This is a genomic window from Protofrankia sp. Cas4, from assembly GCF_963555915.1.
Taxonomy (GTDB): domain Bacteria; phylum Actinomycetota; class Actinomycetes; order Frankiales; family Frankiaceae; genus Protofrankia.
Genome location: NZ_CAUVXL010000051.1, coordinates 1 through 15,710, shown reverse-complemented (window position 1 = coordinate 15,710; position 15,710 = coordinate 1). Strand labels below are relative to the sequence as shown.

The 15,710-nt window shown below is 67.1% G+C and carries 14 protein-coding genes and 1 tRNA gene; 6 read left to right on the top strand and 9 right to left on the bottom strand.

What is annotated here, in order from left to right:
- Nucleotides 1–423 precede the first annotated feature (423 nt).
- Nucleotides 424–500: transfer RNA gene (locus tag U9979_RS05585), tRNA-Met, on the bottom strand.
- 75 nt (nucleotides 501–575) lie between these two features.
- Nucleotides 576–3,599: a UPF0182 family protein gene (locus U9979_RS05580; protein WP_322778530.1), complete on the bottom strand. Its 3,024-nt coding sequence runs from the start codon at nucleotides 3,597–3,599 to the stop codon at nucleotides 576–578.
- A 96-nt stretch (nucleotides 3,600–3,695) separates the two neighbouring features.
- Between U9979_RS05580 and U9979_RS05575 the strand changes: the two genes are divergently transcribed.
- Nucleotides 3,696–4,202, top strand: a complete 507-nt coding sequence (locus tag U9979_RS05575; RefSeq protein ID WP_322751095.1) for a PPA1309 family protein — start codon at nucleotides 3,696–3,698, stop codon at nucleotides 4,200–4,202.
- A 56-nt stretch (nucleotides 4,203–4,258) separates the two neighbouring features.
- Here the strand turns inward: U9979_RS05575 and U9979_RS05570 are convergent, their stop codons facing one another.
- From U9979_RS05570 to U9979_RS05560, 3 genes are all read right to left on the bottom strand, one after another.
- Nucleotides 4,259–5,302: a PDZ domain-containing protein gene (locus U9979_RS05570; protein ID WP_322751094.1), complete on the bottom strand. Its 1,044-nt coding sequence runs from the start codon at nucleotides 5,300–5,302 to the stop codon at nucleotides 4,259–4,261.
- 143 nt (nucleotides 5,303–5,445) lie between these two features.
- Nucleotides 5,446–5,727 carry a hypothetical protein gene (locus tag U9979_RS05565; protein ID WP_322751093.1) on the bottom strand — a complete coding sequence of 94 codons (282 nt, stop codon included), beginning with the start codon at nucleotides 5,725–5,727 and terminating at the stop codon, nucleotides 5,446–5,448.
- 14 nt (nucleotides 5,728–5,741) lie between these two features.
- Nucleotides 5,742–6,179, bottom strand: coding sequence for a molybdenum cofactor biosynthesis protein MoaE (locus U9979_RS05560; protein WP_322778529.1), 438 nt, complete (start codon nucleotides 6,177–6,179; stop codon nucleotides 5,742–5,744).
- Nucleotides 6,180–6,376: 197 nt separating this feature from the next.
- On the opposite strand from U9979_RS05560, the gene U9979_RS05555 reads away from it, so the two are divergent.
- Nucleotides 6,377–7,777: a zinc-dependent metalloprotease gene (locus tag U9979_RS05555; RefSeq protein WP_322778528.1), complete on the top strand. Its 1,401-nt coding sequence runs from the start codon at nucleotides 6,377–6,379 to the stop codon at nucleotides 7,775–7,777.
- 177 nt (nucleotides 7,778–7,954) lie between these two features.
- Here the strand turns inward: U9979_RS05555 and U9979_RS05550 are convergent, their stop codons facing one another.
- Nucleotides 7,955–8,779 carry an enoyl-CoA hydratase/isomerase family protein gene (locus U9979_RS05550; protein ID WP_322778527.1) on the bottom strand — a complete coding sequence of 275 codons (825 nt, stop codon included), beginning with the start codon at nucleotides 8,777–8,779 and terminating at the stop codon, nucleotides 7,955–7,957.
- Between the two features lie 308 nt (nucleotides 8,780–9,087).
- Between U9979_RS05550 and U9979_RS05545 the strand changes: the two genes are divergently transcribed.
- The 4 genes from U9979_RS05545 to U9979_RS05530 all read left to right on the top strand — a co-directional run bounded on the left by U9979_RS05545 (nucleotide 9,088) and on the right by U9979_RS05530 (nucleotide 14,438).
- Complete coding sequence (locus U9979_RS05545; RefSeq protein WP_322751089.1) at nucleotides 9,088–9,240, top strand: DUF5679 domain-containing protein; 153 nt, start codon at nucleotides 9,088–9,090, stop codon at nucleotides 9,238–9,240.
- Nucleotides 9,241–9,525: 285 nt separating this feature from the next.
- Nucleotides 9,526–10,761 carry a ThiF family adenylyltransferase gene (locus U9979_RS05540; RefSeq protein ID WP_322778526.1) on the top strand — a complete coding sequence of 412 codons (1,236 nt, stop codon included), beginning with the start codon at nucleotides 9,526–9,528 and terminating at the stop codon, nucleotides 10,759–10,761.
- Between the two features lie 84 nt (nucleotides 10,762–10,845).
- On the top strand, nucleotides 10,846–12,510 hold the full coding sequence (locus tag U9979_RS05535) for an AarF/ABC1/UbiB kinase family protein (RefSeq protein ID WP_322778525.1): 1,665 nt from the start codon (nucleotides 10,846–10,848) through the stop codon (nucleotides 12,508–12,510).
- Nucleotides 12,511–13,013: 503 nt separating this feature from the next.
- Complete coding sequence (locus tag U9979_RS05530) at nucleotides 13,014–14,438, top strand: ATP-binding protein (RefSeq protein ID WP_322778524.1); 1,425 nt, start codon at nucleotides 13,014–13,016, stop codon at nucleotides 14,436–14,438.
- A gap of 52 nt (nucleotides 14,439–14,490) precedes the next feature.
- Here U9979_RS05530 and U9979_RS05525 read toward each other — a convergent pair whose 3' ends face one another.
- Genes U9979_RS05525 through U9979_RS05520 form a run of 3 tightly spaced genes read right to left on the bottom strand, consistent with a single transcriptional unit; the run spans nucleotide 14,491 to nucleotide 15,211 of the window.
- The gene (locus tag U9979_RS05525) at nucleotides 14,491–14,712 is read right to left on the bottom strand and encodes a hypothetical protein (RefSeq protein WP_322770169.1); all 222 of its coding nucleotides are present in this window, start codon (nucleotides 14,710–14,712) and stop codon (nucleotides 14,491–14,493) included.
- On the bottom strand, nucleotides 14,709–14,966 hold the full coding sequence (locus U9979_RS25075) for a type II toxin-antitoxin system HicA family toxin (RefSeq protein ID WP_416210394.1): 258 nt from the start codon (nucleotides 14,964–14,966) through the stop codon (nucleotides 14,709–14,711). The genes U9979_RS05525 and U9979_RS25075 overlap by 4 nt, the downstream gene beginning before the upstream one ends.
- Nucleotides 14,966–15,211 carry a hypothetical protein gene (locus U9979_RS05520; protein ID WP_322770168.1) on the bottom strand — a complete coding sequence of 82 codons (246 nt, stop codon included), beginning with the start codon at nucleotides 15,209–15,211 and terminating at the stop codon, nucleotides 14,966–14,968. Before U9979_RS05520 ends, U9979_RS25075 begins: the two co-directional genes overlap by 1 nt.
- Nucleotides 15,212–15,710: the final 499 nt, after the last annotated feature.

Below are 15,710 nucleotides of genomic sequence, written 5' to 3'. Positions count from 1 at the left end.
GCACCCTCCACAACACACGGGACGGTCATGAAACGTGGACCGGCCACAGCACACGGGACGACCCCGGCGAGGATCTCTTCGGAAGCGTCCCCTGATACCAGATGGCGGCGGGGCACGGATGTGAGCCTGCGACCGCTGGACTGAAAGGCAGTCGTATCGGCGGTGGTCGCTGACCACGTATGTGCAGCGAACGGGTCGGCCATGCCTCCGTGGCGTTCACCATGGGCACCTACCTCGATACCGATCTTGACGCCGACCGTGAGGTTGCCCGCGCGATCGCAGATCTGATCTTGGGTGGGATGGGACCCGAGTGGGCCCTCCGGGGTAGCAGTTTCGAGGTCTCGCCTACAGATTCGCCTACACGAACGCAAGCGAAAGGCCCCCGGAGAAGATCTCTCCGGGGGCCTTCGCCCTGGTACTGCGTGGTAGCGGGGACAGGATTTGAACCTGTGACCTCTGGGTTATGAGCCCAGCGAGCTACCGAGCTGCTCCACCCCGCGTCGGTGTGAGTTCACCTTATAGGACGCTGGGTGGGGGTTGTCAAATGAGCTTGATCAAAGGTCCGATCGGCCCGGCTACCCGCCTGGCGGCGAGGTTGACGTGGTCGCCACCGGGGCCACCGGGGCCGCTGCCGGCCCCGGACTCGCACCCGCAGCGCCGGCCTGGGGAGACCCCGGCGCGGCGGCTGAGGGCGATGCCGACGGCGCGGGACTGGGACTCGCCGAGGCGGCAGGCACCCCCGTGAGCCGTGCCAGCCGGTTCAGCGCGTCGGACAGATCCTTCTGCGCGGCACCGTATGCGGCGAAGTCCGGCGGAGTCTTGCGCAACGCGTCCTGCCCGGCGGCAAAGGCACGGTCAGCATCCACGATCGCCTGCTGGATCTCCGGACTACCGGTCGTTCCCGGTGATGGCGTGGTACCTGGTGGTGTGGTGGCGCCTGGTGGTGTGGTGGCGCCCGGTGGTGTCGTGCCGTTGGGTGTCGTGGCGCTCGCACCGAAGACCTGTCTCAGGGCCTCGTCCAGGGTCGGCGCGAAGCCGATCCGATCACCGAACACCGCGGCTACCCGCTGCAACGTCGGGTATACCGCGTTCTCCCGCGCCTGGACGTAGTACGGCTCGATATAGAGCAGGCCACCGGCCACCGGCAGGGTGAGCAGGTTCCCCTGGATCGTCTGCGATCCCTCACCCCGCAGCAGGCTCAGCTCCTTGGAGATCTCCCCCTTGGACTCGATGAGGTTCTGCACCTGTACCGGCCCGTTGATGGTTACGCCCTTCGGTAGCCGTAGCACCTGGAACTCTCCGTAATTACCCGGATCGCTCGACACGGCCATATAGGCCGCGAGCTTCGACGAACCCTTCGCCAGCAACGGCGAGGTCAGATTGAACGAAGGCTGCGAATGATCAACGAGCTGACTGTACACGTAGAAGGGTGGTTGTGGCTGGTTCTGGTTGTCCGGTGACGGCGAGACCGCCCAGAAGTCCTCCTGGGAGTAGAAGTCACGCGGATTGAGTACATGGTAGGAGGCGAGAAGGTCCCGCTGGACCTTGAACAGATCCTCCGGGTAGCGCAGGTGCTCCAGCAGCCCGGCCGGCATTTCCTTCTTCGGTTTGACGGTCCCGGGGAACGCGCTCATCCACGTCCGGAGTACCGGGTCGGACTCGTCCCAGGCGTAGAGGGAGACATTTCCGTCGTACGCGTCGACGGTCGCCTTCACCGAGTTGCGAATGTAGTTGACCTCGCTGGCCCCCTGCGCGGACCGGTTTGACGCGCGGCCCGTCACGGCATCGGCGGTAACCGAACCGAGTGTCTTACGCTCGGCGTATGGATATCCATCGGACGTGGTGTAACCGTCGAGGATCCACACCACCCTCCCGTTGACGACCGCCGGGTAGGGATCGCCGTCGAGCGTGAGCCAGGGCGCGACCTGACTCACCCGCTCACGCGGGTTGCGGACGTACAGAATGCGGGACTTCCCGGTTATGTCACCCGACAGCAGTATGTTCTTCTCCTGGAACCGCAGCGCGAACAGCGCCCGGCGAAACGTCGAGCCGATCGACACGCCGCCGGAACCGTCGTACGTCGTCGTCGACTCGCTGTTCTCAGTCGCGCCCGGTCCGTCGATCTCCGCCTGCTTCGTGCCGACGATCGAGTACCCTGGAAACATCTCACCGAAGTAGATCCGGCTCTCGGTCAGGCCCAGCGGCCCGGTGGGTGGCAGGTTCAGCTCAGCGAACTTCGGCTGCCCGAGTTCGTTAATGGTATTCGCCGGCGCCGCGACGAAGCCCTTGCCGTGCGTGTATGTCAGATGCAGATTAATCCAGTTCCGCTGCTGCTCGGAGAGACCGTTCTGGTCGAGTTCCCGGACGGAGACCACATAGTCGTGGGTCGCGGGCTGGCCGTCCGATCCGGCGACCGTGTAGCGGTCGATGTCCAGCGACGGCGGGAAGCCGTAGTAATTGCGGATCTGCTGAAGCTGGTCGTAGGTCAGGGACAACCGGTTGGGATCCAGCAGGCGGACATTGGACAACGTCGCCGAATCAGCACCGAGCTTCGCGGTGTCGGGAGTGGTGCCCGCATTATAGGGCTGTGGGTCTATCTTCTGTATCGCGTATGCCGCGCGGGTCGCCTCGATGTTGCGGCTGATGTAGGGCGCCTCACGGGACGCCTCGTTCGGCCGAACCTGGAACTGCTGGACGATCGCCGGATAGATTCCGCCGACCACCAGGGCTGACAGCACCAGTATCCCCGCGGACAGCAGGGGCAACGTCCAGCCGCGCTGGAAGATGTTGTAGATGAACAGCACCGCGCACAGCAGTGAGATGAACAGCAGGATGAGTTTGGCCGGCAGTACGGCATGGGTGTCGGTGTAGGAGGCACCGTTGACGACCCCGCGCGAGGAAAACACCAGCCCGAACCGGTCGAGGTAGTAGGCCCAGGCCTTGAGCAGGGCGAGTAGCCCCAACAGGACGGATATGTGCGCCTTCGCGGCCGGCACCACCCGTTCTCCCTGGGTCTGCAGCCGGATACCACCGAACAGGTAATGCGTCAGCACCGCCACCAGCAACGACAGCACCACGGTCGTCAACAGAAAACCCAGCAGGAAACGCTGGAACGGGTACGTGAAAGCGTAGTAGCTGATGTCACGATGGAACTGCGGGTCCCGTTGCCCAAAGGGTTTGCCATTGAGCCACAACAGCCACGTCCGCCATCGACCGGATGCCGAGACACCCGCTACGATACCGAACAACGCCGAGACCACGATCAAGATCAAGACCGAATACGGTTCAACCGCCACCCGGTACCGCTCGAGGTTCTGCTGCTCGAGTGACAGGGGGCGGATCGGCGGTCGCAGTCGGTACGCGAGCACAAGGTTGGTGCCGACCGCCACGGCCATCAGAGCACCGAAGAGGACGAACAACAGTATCCGTGTCGACAGGACGGTGTTGAAGACCTTGCTGAACCCGACCGACCGGAAGAAGAGGAGGTCGGTGTAAAGCCGCGTGAAGACACCCAGCAGGATGATCAGAACAATGACCACAAGCAGCGCGGGGATGAGGATGCGGGTACGCGCCACCAGTGGTCTGCGGGCTGCTGCCACTCGCTCCTCCTTGCGTCCGGGGCAGACGACCGGGTTGTCCGCCTGGAACGCAACCTACGCCAGTGCCCGGGTGGCGCCATCGGAGAGGATGCGCTCGTGACGAGCCCCGACATCAACGAGTTGACCGCTGTTGTGCTGGAGGTCGAACGGCACGTGGCCGACCTGGGCTGGGATCAGCCCAGCCAGGTCTACGCGCTGGCCGACACCTCCGAACTCATCGCCCGCGAACCGACGCTCGCCGCACACATTGGCGACACCGCGCCCGGTTCACTCACCCCCGTCGAGCAGGAACCCCTGCCCGCCGGCCGCCTCGACGAGGTGCTCGCCGCAATCGGCTGGCCGCCGGAGGTTCTCGGCTGCGTCCTTGTCACCGAGCTCGTGGTCCTGCCGCCCAGTGCTGAGCAGGAGACTCCCTACGATGAACGGGATATCGAGATATGGGCGGCCAACCACCCCGAACGCCAGGACGTCCGGCTCGCGGTCGGAGTGACCCGGGACGGGCAGCACGCGTCATGTCTGCGGGTCCGCGGCGACGACGAGCTCGTGGTCGACCCGGACCTCGCGGACAGTCTCGTCGACGGCCTGCTGGCGACCTTCGGCTGAGCGGTCGGCGCCGGTCGCTCTGAACGGGCCTGAAGCGGGTCGGCGGGTCTAGCGGGTCAGCAACCAGGAACGGGGGCCTGGGGGCTATCGGCGAGCGCATTCAGGTCGTCGATCGCTCCCTTGAGCGTCGCGACCCGCACCAGCCTGAGGCCGGCCGGGGCCGATTCCCGGGCATCCGGGCAGTTTGCCGCCGGTACGAGAAAGACGACCGCACCTGACCTGCGAGCACCGAGAAGCTTCTGCTGAATACCCCCGATCGGACCAACTGTGCCGCTCGCGTCGATGGTGCCGGTACCCGCGATCGTCCGACCGCCCGTGAGCTGGCCCGGCGTGAGAAGATCGATTATGCCGAGCGCGAACATGAGGCCGGCACTCGGTCCACCCACATCGGTGAGTTTGATCTCGACCGTGAAGGGATAATGCTGCTTCTCGGTCGTGGTGATACCGATGACCGGACGGCCCGGGTCGTTGCGCGCCGCGGCAGTGGTGATCGACGTCTGGGTGGGCGCATCGCCGTCACGACTGAAGGAGATCGTCACGGGCTGCCCCGGACGGACCCGGAGGACCGCCTCCTGCAGCTGCTGCGGGGTGGTCACGGCGACGCCGTCGACCGCCACGATCACGTCGCCCGCACGCAGCTTACCGGCGGCGGGCGACGATGCATCGATGATCTCGTGCACAACCACGGACGTGCCGGTCGGGGTGATCCCGAGCTCACCGAGAGCCGCGGAGGTAGCCTGATCCTGCGAATCGATCATAGCCGCGGTGTTCTCCTGGCGGACCTGCTCGTCGCTCGTGCCTGGTGGCTGCACCAGCTCCCGCGGGACCACGGCACGGTCGCCGTCGAACCAGCCGCGGACCGCGTCCAGCGCACTGAGCTTCGGTACCTCCTCGACCGTGGTGAGATCAAGGTTCCCGGACGTGGGATAGGTTTTGCGGCCAACGATCTCGATCAGCGGCTTGCCGTCGGGACGTCCGAGCGTGTCGGTCACCGGCCCCGGCGACAGCATCACAAATGGCACGGGCAGCCACAGACCCATTACCACGAGTACCAGCGCCAGGACGGATGCGACGAGGAGTGTCTGGATACGCCGCGCCATGGCTGGCAGTCTAGAACCTGTGATTCGCGGCCTGATGGCCTGGCTGCAGCGACCAGGCCGGCAGTATCGCGGGGACCACGGCCTCCGGGCGCGCGATCTGACGATCATCGCGCACCCTTTGGCCCTCCAGTACGGAAATCAACTCACCGGGGATCAGGCGGACCGGTCGTGGCGGGGGTCGGCAGGGCTGGGGGCTGCAGGGATGCGGCACGCACAGACGGACCGCGCGCAACGTCCATGGGCCGTGCAAGCGCGGCCATGCTGCGGCGGTAACCCTCCACAGTGATCAGCGCTTCGGGCCGGCGTTCCGGGCGTGAACGCAGAGCGAGCCAGACGAGGGTGACAAGGACGGCGATCGGCGGGATGAGCAGGAACCACATGGCGGCCTCGGCGTCGAGACGGGGGAAGAGGGAGGCGAAGCCCATGGTAGAGGCCACGTTCAGCACGCGCCTACCCACTCCGACGAACCGTCCAGAAACACCTGGCGCTTCCAGATCGGAACCTGGGCCTTGACGTCGTCGATCAGTTGACGACACGCCGCGAAGGCCTCGGCGCGATGCGGGGCCCCCACCGCAACGACCACGGCGATGTCACCGATACCGAGCAGGCCAATCCGGTGGGTGACAGCCACTGCTTCTACCGCGTGAGCGGCGGCCACGGCGGCGGCCACCCGTTCCAGCTCGGCACCGGCCCGTGGATGGGCGGTGTACTCCAGTTCGGCCACGCCATGCCCGCCATCGTGATCGCGCACCGTGCCGATGAAGACGGCGACGCCACCCACGCCTGGCCCCCGTACGGCGTTCAGGCACTCGTCAACCGACAACTCCGGTTCGCGGATCGCCACAATGACAGCCTGGCCGGTACGGATGTGGCTCACAGGTCCGACCGTAGGGTATCCGCGCGACCGGCGCGTCATCGTCATCAGCCGAGGCCCGGGTGGGCGATCCCGACCGTTGCGGTGGCCGTATCGTGATGTCGTTTCGGCATCAGCGGGAAAACGCACTACCGTTGGTGCATGTCCGGATCCATGGGCCACGGGCCTCACGTCAGATCCTCCCGGCTGGGACGCCGACCATGAGCGACGGCTTCCCGTTCGGGTTCACCCCGGGCGGATCGTCCCCGGCCGGCGGCTCCGGTATGCCGTTCGGAACCGGAGCTCCGTTCTTCGCCGAGCTCGAGCGCCTGCTGGCCTGGCACGACGGGCCCGTGAACTGGGAGCTCGCGCGACAAGTCGCGGTGCGTACGCTCGGCGACGCTGACCGCGCCGTGTCCGACGCCGAGGTCGAAGACGTCCGCCAAGCGGTCCGGCTCGCCGACATCTGGCTCGACCCGGTGACGACGCTACCCGCCGGAGCGACCACCGCCGAGGGATGGACGCGTGGCCGCTGGATCGAGGTGACACTGCCCGTCTGGCGGACGCTGTGCGATCCGGTGGCCACGAGGGTCGCCGACGCCATGCGCGGCGGAATCTCCAGCGGACTCGCGCAGATGGGCGATGCGGGCGGTGGGCTGCCGCCTGAACTTGCCGCACAGATCCCGCCAGGCGTCGACCTGAGCCAGCTGGCGGCCGCAGGCGGGCCGATCATGCAGATGGTCAGCCAGGTCGGCGGGATGTTGTTCGGCGCTCAGGTCGGCCAGGCGATCGGCCTGCTCGCCCGTGAGGTCGTCTCCTCCACCGATGTCGGGCTGCCGCTGAGCCCACCGCGCACAGCCGCGCTCGTCCCGGCGGGTGTCGAGGCGTTCGGTTCGGGCCTGGGGATCGACACCAGCGAGGTCCGGATCTACCTGGCTCTACGCGAAGCGGCGTCCCAGCGCCTGTACGGCCATGTCCCGTGGCTCCGCGCGCACGTCCTCGGTGCGGTCGAGGAGTACGCCCGAGGTATCGCGGTCGACTCCGAAGCGGTTTCGCGGGCGATGGGGATGATCGACCCGACCCGGATCATGGATCCGGCGAGTCTGCAGGAAGCACTCGGTGAGGACGTCTTCGACGAGGCGACCACACCTGAGCAGACCGCGGCGCTGGCACGCCTGGAGGTGATCCTCGCCCTGGTCGAGGGCTGGGTGGAGACCGTCACCGACACCGCCGCCACGAAGAACCTGCCCGGTGCGTCCAGGCTGCGGGAGATGGTGCGCCGCCGCCGCGCCGAGGGTGGGCCAGCCGAGCAGACCTTTGCCACGCTTGTGGGCCTCAACCTGCGCCCGCGCAAACTGCGCGAGGCGGCCACCCTGTGGCGGGTCGTGGCAGAGCTCCGGGGGATCGACGGACGCGATGCCCTGTGGGCACACCCCGATCTGCTTCCGAGCGCCGATGATCTCGCTGACCCGCAGGGTTTCGCCGCGGGCGACACCAGCACGGTGGGCGACCCCATCGCGGAACTGGACCGGTTGCGCGACACCCCCGCCCAGGAGGAGCCTCCCCGGCCGCAACCACCGGACGACGCAGGTCCCGCCATTGATCCGCGTGGCGGTCGTTGACCGCCACCGCTACGCGGCCATAGCTTGGCGGACACGAAGTCCCCGGTCACCGGCGGACCCTCCAGAAGGGGAAGCTGGAGAGCCCGGCCGCGTGCCGGGGGCTTCTCACCGATCGTCAGATCGCGCGCCCGGAGGCCGTAGGCCCCACAGCACCGGCCAAAGGGCGCGCGACGATCGTCAGATCGCGCGCCCGGAGGTCGTAGGCCCCACAGCACTCGCGGGGGCGAACGACGGCGGGCGTCGGTCGAGTTGCGCCTGGATCCCCTCAGCCGCCTCGCCGTTGGCCATGGTCGTGGCTTGGGCGAGCGCTTCCCACTGCAGGATCCGATCGAGATCGTCGGCACCGCTCAACGCGACCTTGGCCAGTCTGGTCGCGACCGGCGCGGCCTCGGCGATCCGCACCGCGGTGTCCACCGCGGTCGCGACCAGGTCGGCGGCGGGCACCACAGCGTTGACCAGGCCGATCGCCGCAGCCTCCCGGGCGTCGACCATCCGGCCGGTGAAAATCAGCTCTCTGGCTCGGACCGCACCGACGACCTCGGGCAGCAACCGGGTGGCCGCCATCCCCGGATGCATGCCAAGGCGGGTAAAAGGCGCGCAGAAGGTGGCGTCCACCGAGGCGAAACGCAGGTCGCAGGCAAGCGCGAGACACAACCCGGCGCCCACCGTGGCACCGTTCACCGCCGCGATCGTGGGTACCTCCACCGCTCTGATCTTCAACCAGGTCCGGTAAAAGGTGAGCATCTTCGCACGCAACTGCTCGGTGCCGGCCGCTCCGCCCGTCCGCGGGTCGACCCAGTCGAGGTCACCACCGGCGCAGAACGCACTGCCCTGTCCCGTTACGATCACTGCCCGCACATGCGGATCGGTGATGATCTCGTCCAACGCCGTCGACCAGGCCTGCGTGAGTGCCACGCTCATGGCGTTGCGCCGCTCGGGCAGAGCCAGTGTCAGCAGAATGACACCATCCGCGGGACGTTGGACAAGCAACGGTTCGGACACGATCGGCTCCTGGTGTCGCGGAAGTCGTCGGGAGGCGGAAGTCGTCGGGAGGCGGACGTCGCCCGGCGCCGCCGGAGCGGTCGTGGACCCGCCAGGCTGGCCATCCCGGACTTTCCCGACCCTAACCGAAGGCGGCGCCACCGTCGCTCGCGCGCCGCCGGAGGTTCCCGACAGGCGTTCCCGTGCCCCAGCAGAGGGCGCGATCGCCGAATCCGACAGGATGGCGTCGGGTCGGCCATTCGGGCCGGCCTTCTTCGTTGACAACCCGCGGTTCGTCACCGACGACCGACGGCGCGAGGGGAGAACGGGTGGCAGAGACATTCGAGGGCTACTGCGTCAAGTGCAAGGACAAGCGGCACTACCAGGGCGAAGTGCGGGTCAGTGAGTCCGGGCGCCGGATGGCGCGGGGCACCTGCCCGGTCTGCGGCACCACGATCAACAGGATCCTCGGCAAGGCCTGAAGCACATAGCTCTGACGCACACAGGACACATGTCGCAGGGCTCCCGCCCGGACCCCGGAACTCGGAGTCCGGGCGGGCCTGACTCCTCCAGCCGGCGGCCTGGGGACCCGGGGACCCGGGCTGCCGGCCGGCTCGGCCCTTGGACCGACGGTCGTCCACAGGCGCCGTCTGGAATTTCGACTAAATACGACCGTTATCCACAGATAGGTCGATATCGGTATACAACGGCGACCGGCATGAGACTGTCATGGCACGAGCTAGTCGCCTTCTGCCGAGGAGGACGCGGTGCGCCCCATCCTCAAGCCCGGCCTACGCCGGCTCTGGCGTGACGGGTCCACCCTGCAAATAGGCGTCGACCCGGTGCGGGCGATCGTCCTCGGCGGGCTCACCGCTCGGGACGCCTCCGTGCTCGACATGCTCGACGGCACCCGATCGCGTGAGCAGGTGCTGAGCTCCCTCGACGCGGCCCGACGCGAACTCGTGGTCCTGTTGGAGGACACCGGCATGATCGAGGATGCGGCTCCCGCCGACCGCTCGCCACTGTCGATGTTGGACCACGAACGGCTGGTGCCGGACCTTGCGTCGATCTCCTTGGGCTCAACCGACCCGACCCATGTCCATCGGATGCTGCGGGCCCGACGCCACGCGCGGATCCAGGTCCGCGGTGCGGGCCGGGTCGGCGCGCAGGTGGCGACCTTGTTGGCCGCGGCCGGGATCGGCCATGTGGTCGTCGACGACACCGGGGTGACCAGGCCCGCCGATGTCGCGCCGGGCGGTGTTCGTCTCGATGACATCGGCCGCCCGCGCTCGACGGCGACAGCCTCGGCGATCGCCCGGGTCGCGCGGCCCCTGGCATCCCGCGAAACCCGGCACCGGGCCGGCGCACCGTTCCGTCCCGATCTCGTTGTGATCACTCCGGCCGGAATTCCCGTCGTCCACCCGCACGAATCCCTTGAGTTGGAACGCACCGGCATCCCGCACCTGCTCGCCGGCATTCGCGAGACCACCGCAGTGATCGGGCCGCTGGTCCTGCCCGGCATGACCTCGTGCCTGCACTGCCAGCATCTGCACCGCGGCGCGGCCGAGCCCGCGTGGCCGCTGCTGGCCCTGCAGATGTCGCGCCGTCCGGACAGCGGCGTCGACGCGTGCGATGTGATGCTCGCCACTGTCGCTGCGGGTCTGACAGCGATGCAGGCCCTCTCCCTGGTTGAGTCCGGTGGTTGCGACCGGCGGCGCGACGGACCTCACGACGGACCTCACGACGAGGGCTCCAGCCAGGAGTGGGGGCAGCCGCACCGGCTGACCGCCGGCGATCTGCCAACCATCGACGGAACCCTGGAAATGGCCGCGTCCGAGCTCCGGGTTCGACGCCGGTCATGGTCGGTGCATCCTTCGTGTCCCTGTCGAAGCGCTCGATTACTTACAGCCACGAATGTCGACGAGGTAATCAACCAACCCACAACCCGGTACACGACCCCTGATCGGGTGGACCGAGCGACGTCGCCACCCCCACCCGGTTGAACATGTCCATTACAAAGAGTAGGAATGATGACCCGGATCACAGTCCCGCCTGCCTCCTGGCGGCAGAACAGGCACGATGGGGTTGTGTCCGAAATCCCAAAACGTGCGATCGTCAGAACCGCCAAGCTGGCGAGTCTTCCGCTGGGCATCGCCGGACGGGCCACAGTCGGTATGGGTAAGCGACTCGGTGGACGTCCCGCCGAGATCGTCGCCTCGGAGCTCCAGCAGCGCACGGCCGAGCAGATCTTCCGTGTTCTCGGTGAGCTCAAGGGCGGCGCGATGAAGCTCGGACAGGCCCTGTCGGTCTTCGAAGCCGCGCTGCCCGAGGATATGGCCCGGCCGTACCGGACGGCCCTGACGAAGCTGCAGGAGGCGGCGCCGCCCCTGCCTGCGGCGTCGGTCCACCGCGTGCTGGCGGACGATCTCGGTCCGGACTGGCGGGCGAGGTTTCGCGACTTCGACGACACGCCGGCGGCCGCGGCGAGCATCGGCCAGGTTCACCGGGCGGTGTGGGCGGATGGACGCGACGTCGCCGTCAAGATCCAGTATCCCGGAGCGGGGCCGGCGTTGCTCGCAGACCTCACCCAGCTCGCACGCGCGGCCCGGTTGTTCGGCGCGCTGACCCCCGGGCTGGACATCAAACCGCTGGTCACCGAGCTGAAGGCACGCATCGTCGAGGAACTGGACTACCGCCTGGAGGCGGCGTGGCAGGCAGCCTTCGCCGAAGCGTTCGACGGCGACCCCGACATCTGCGTGCCCAGGGCCATCACGGGCACCAACCACGTCCTGGTATCCGAGTGGATCGACGGCAGACCCCTGTCAAAGATCATAAACGAGGGCACACCCGCCGAACGCGACCGGGCCGGGCTGCTGCTCGTACGGTTCCTGTACTCCTGCCCCGGACGGGTCGGGCTCCTGCACGCGGACCCGCATCCGGGCAACTTCCGGCTGCTGGCGGATGGTCGGCTCGGCATCCTCGACTTCGGCGCGGTCAATCGGCTACCCGACGGGCTGCCCGAACCCATCGGCCGGCTCTGCCGGCTGGCCCTGCACGGCGATGCGGACGCCGTCATGGCAGGTCTACGAGCCGAGGGTTTCATCCTGCCGACGGCCAAGATCGGCGCGGCGGACCTCCTCGGGTACCTCGCGCCGATCCTCGGTCCTGTCGCCACGGAGGAGTTCCGCTTCTCCCGTGACTGGCTGCGAGCGGAGGCCGTCCGCCTGGGCGACCCCCGCTCCCCCGCGGCCCAGCTCGGCCGTCAGCTCAATTTGCCCCCGTCCTACCTGCTGATCCACCGGGTGACCCTGGGAGCGGTCGGCATCCTGTGCCAGCTCGACAGCGCGGGGGCATTTCGCGCCGAGATGCAGCGCTGGCAACCCGGCTTCGCCCCGCCGGGGTCGGCGGCGGCCGAACACGCCGCCTGGGCGAACCGGCCCGGACGCGGGCTACCGGCACTCGCCGTCGAAATGGATCAATCTGGTCTCCAGCCGCTGCCGCTGCCACTACAGCTGCCGACGGCGACGCCGCTGGCGACGCCGCTCGTGCCGGAACAACCCAGCCAGCCGAAGCGGACGAGAAAGGACAGGCAGCCGCAGCCGCCCGTGCCGCCTCGGCCGCGTGACGCCACCGACAAACAGGATGCCCCCGACGTCACGACACCCGGTCCTGTCACACCCGGTACAGTCACGCCCGGTGATGGCAGTTCTGGTGCGTGCGCTCCCCCCGGAACGGCGGTCGAAAGCGCCTGAGCATGCGCTGGATCACGCCGCGTCAACCTGCCTGTCTTTGCTTGCCCTCAAACATTTCCCGGAGTTAATGTTCTCTATCTTCTATCCAATGTTGACGATCCGTAAATCTGGACGAACGTTGCGTAGAAGCAGATAGCCGCATACTGGGGGGTAACGCGATGCACGCAACCGATCTGTTGGCAGCACGACATCCTGGCGTCTTTCCCATCACCCTGGGGGAAATCGCTGCCGCCCACCCTGCGGTGAGCGACTCGTCACCGCTTGCCGGCTACGGTAACTGCACGGCCTGTCCATGCCCGGGTTTCACCGGAAGCACCTACACCTGCGACCGCGGCGGCTGCGGCCACCACTACGACTCGCACTGGTAGAGATCGCCGGGGCACCGGTCAAGCAACCATGCGCGACCATCGAACGGTGACACGAACCCGCCATGATCCTACCCATCCAGGGTACTCTCACCGATGAGAGTATCCTGGATGAGGGTATGATCGAGGCAGGTTGGCATGGCCGAGTTCATCGGACGGGAACGCGAGCTGGCGACGCTTGACCGACTGTTGCAGCGGGTCAGGACCGGCAGCCGGGCGGGTCGTCCTGGTCGGGCTGTCCTGATGCGCGGACGCCGCCGCGTCGGCAAGTCACGATTGGCCGAGGAGTTCGTCGACCGCGCGGGCGTGCCATACCTGTTCTTCACCGCGTCGGCACAGCCGGACATGGCGATGGATCTCCGCCTGTTCACCGAGGCGGCCGCAAGCTCGGATCTTCCAGACGCCGGCCTGTTCCATGAGCAGAAACCCGGATCCTGGGATGCGGCGCTGCGGCTGCTGGCCGGTGCGCTGCCCGCGGACCAACCCAGCGTGGTGATCCTGGACGAGATGCCGTACCTCATCGCCAACGACCCCGGTTTCGAGGGGACACTGCAGAAGCTGTTCGATCGCGAGCTGTCCCGGCGACCGGTCCTTCTGCTGTGCATCGGCTCGGACCTGGCGATGATGGAGGCGCTCAATTCCTACGGCCGGCCGTTTCACCAACGCGCCGGCGAGATGGTGATCCCGCCGCTGAACCCGGCCGACGTGTCCACGATGGTGGATCTGAGTTCTGCCGATGCCTTCGACGCCTACCTGGTGACCGGTGGGCTGCCGCTGATCCTGGACGAGTGGCCCGGCGGCGCCTCAGTTCACGACTATCTGCGGGAGGCGGTCGACGATCCCACCTCCGCTCTGCTGGTCAGCGCCGAACGTGCGCTGGCCGCCGAGTTTCCCGTCGAGGCGCAGGCCCGCGGGGTCCTTGGTGTCATCGGGTCCGGGGAACGGGCCTTCTCGCTTATCGGACGGGCCGCCGGCGGGATCGCGCAGGGCTCCCTGAGCCGCGCGTTGCAGCTGTTGACTGCGAAACGTCTGGTGACCGCCATGGTTCCGCTGTCAACCCGACCCTCCCGCGAAACCCGGTATCTGATCGCCGACCCCTATCTTCGATTCTGGCTGACATTCCTCGGCCCGTACCTCCATGAAATCGAGCGGGGCCGCGGCGACCTGGTTCTCGCCAGGATCGAATCCTCCTGGGCCATCTGGCGAGGACGGGCGATCGAGCCGGTGATCAGGGATGCGCTGCACCGGCTTCCCGCGGGGGTCCTACCAGACGAGACGAACGTCATCGGCGGCTACTGGACCCGTACCAACGACCCGGAAATCGACATCGTCGGCGCGGACCGGGAACCGATCGCCAAAAGGATCACCATGGTCGGATCGATCAAATGGCAGAACAACCATGCCTTTGACGTGCACGACCTCGCCCGGCTCGCCCACCACCGGTCGCAGCTTCCCGGCGCCGACGACTCGACCCCCCTGCTCGCGGTGACCCGTACCAGCACGGCGACGGCCGGCATCCTCGCCCTCGGCCCGAACGACCTGCTCACCGCCTGGCGCCCCTGAAGCACGCGCCGGTTCAGGACACGCCCCAGCCCCGCGCCCGAACGCTTGTGGTTCAGGCCGCCGGGGCGACCGACACGTCGAGGGTGACCGCGTCGGCGTCGGCGTCGAACTCACTCGGATCGCCCTGCAAAGCAAAGGAAACCGCATCGAGGCATTCACTCTCCGCCTCCGCCCGCGTGGCTGTGCCGCCGCCGATGATGTGCAACGCCGGGACGCGGAAGTGCCAGTTGCCGGCTTCGTCATCGAAGAAGAACTCCGCACGCAGTCCGCTCATCGTCCCCGATCGCCCCTCTCCAGCCGCCTCAACTCATCCAAGGTGTACCCGAAGTGCCTGGCGACGTGCGCCATGGCGGGGCCACCGAGATCCACACCATCATGGTAGGCCCACACGCCCCGCCGATCACCCCTGACAAGAACACGATGGGAACCATTCCGTCGGACCTCGACCCATCCGTCGCGCTTCAGCGCCGCCAGGACTCGGGCTGCCTTGGCCAAGGCCGGCCTCCTCACCAGTGGAGATTGCTCCATCAAGCATGACCGGCACATCCGACAAAAATCCTGGAGATGTTGAGCGGCGATGACCGAAACGTGTGGTCCGTGTCGACCAGTGCCCGCCAATAGTTGCGGAGCGACAGAGGCGGCTCGCCCTTGGGGTTCTTGGCGTACGCCGCGTCGCGCTCCAGCAGACCGATCACATACCGACGGTGAGGCAGGGAAGCGGTGCCAGTCTCACCGCCACCGGCCAGCGGCGTCACGTCCACGCCTCCGGTCACGGCCGTCCCCCTGTTCCCCGGACCGGCCTCAGCGGCTCGCGGTCGAGGCTGAATGAGATCGGCGCGACTACGCAGTCTCCGATCCCCGAACTCACCGCGTGGACGTCCGCCGCATGCACGGTCTCGAACACGACGATCACGTCCGGGACCCACCGGCTGTCGCCGGCGAAGACGACGAGACACCGGCCCGGTCACTCCGACCGCACTGAAAGCGCTATTTGCAACTCTTCGCGGCAATGCAGAGGTAGTATTCCTCAACTTTTGCTACTCTCAAGATCAAGTCGAGGCCATCAACAAAGAGATCAGGTATGTCATCGGAATGAGCGACGCAGTAGATGATCGATCATCTTTGCGGCGTCTTTCTATCGCACCTTTGGGTTTACCAGGAGCGTAGAGGAAGCATTCGAACAAGGAAGGGTAGCCTTGCGACTAGTGTCTCGTGATTCCACTGACTTTACTTTCTGTTGTTGTCGACAAGTTTCTTGATGTTGGTCTGGAT

Coding starts and splice junctions, on each gene's coding strand:
- U9979_RS05530 (WP_322778524.1), top strand. CDS start 13,014: ATGGCCGAGTTCATCGGACGGGAACGCGAGCTGGCGACGCTTGACCGA.
- U9979_RS05555 (WP_322778528.1), top strand. CDS start 6,377: ATGAGCGACGGCTTCCCGTTCGGGTTCACCCCGGGCGGATCGTCCCCG.
- U9979_RS05565 (WP_322751093.1), bottom strand. CDS start 5,727: ATGGGCTTCGCCTCCCTCTTCCCCCGTCTCGACGCCGAGGCCGCCATG.
- U9979_RS05525 (WP_322770169.1), bottom strand. CDS start 14,712: ATGAGCGGACTGCGTGCGGAGTTCTTCTTCGATGACGAAGCCGGCAAC.
- U9979_RS25075 (WP_416210394.1), bottom strand. CDS start 14,966: ATGGAGCAATCTCCACTGGTGAGGAGGCCGGCCTTGGCCAAGGCAGCC.
- U9979_RS05570 (WP_322751094.1), bottom strand. CDS start 5,302: ATGGCGCGGCGTATCCAGACACTCCTCGTCGCATCCGTCCTGGCGCTG.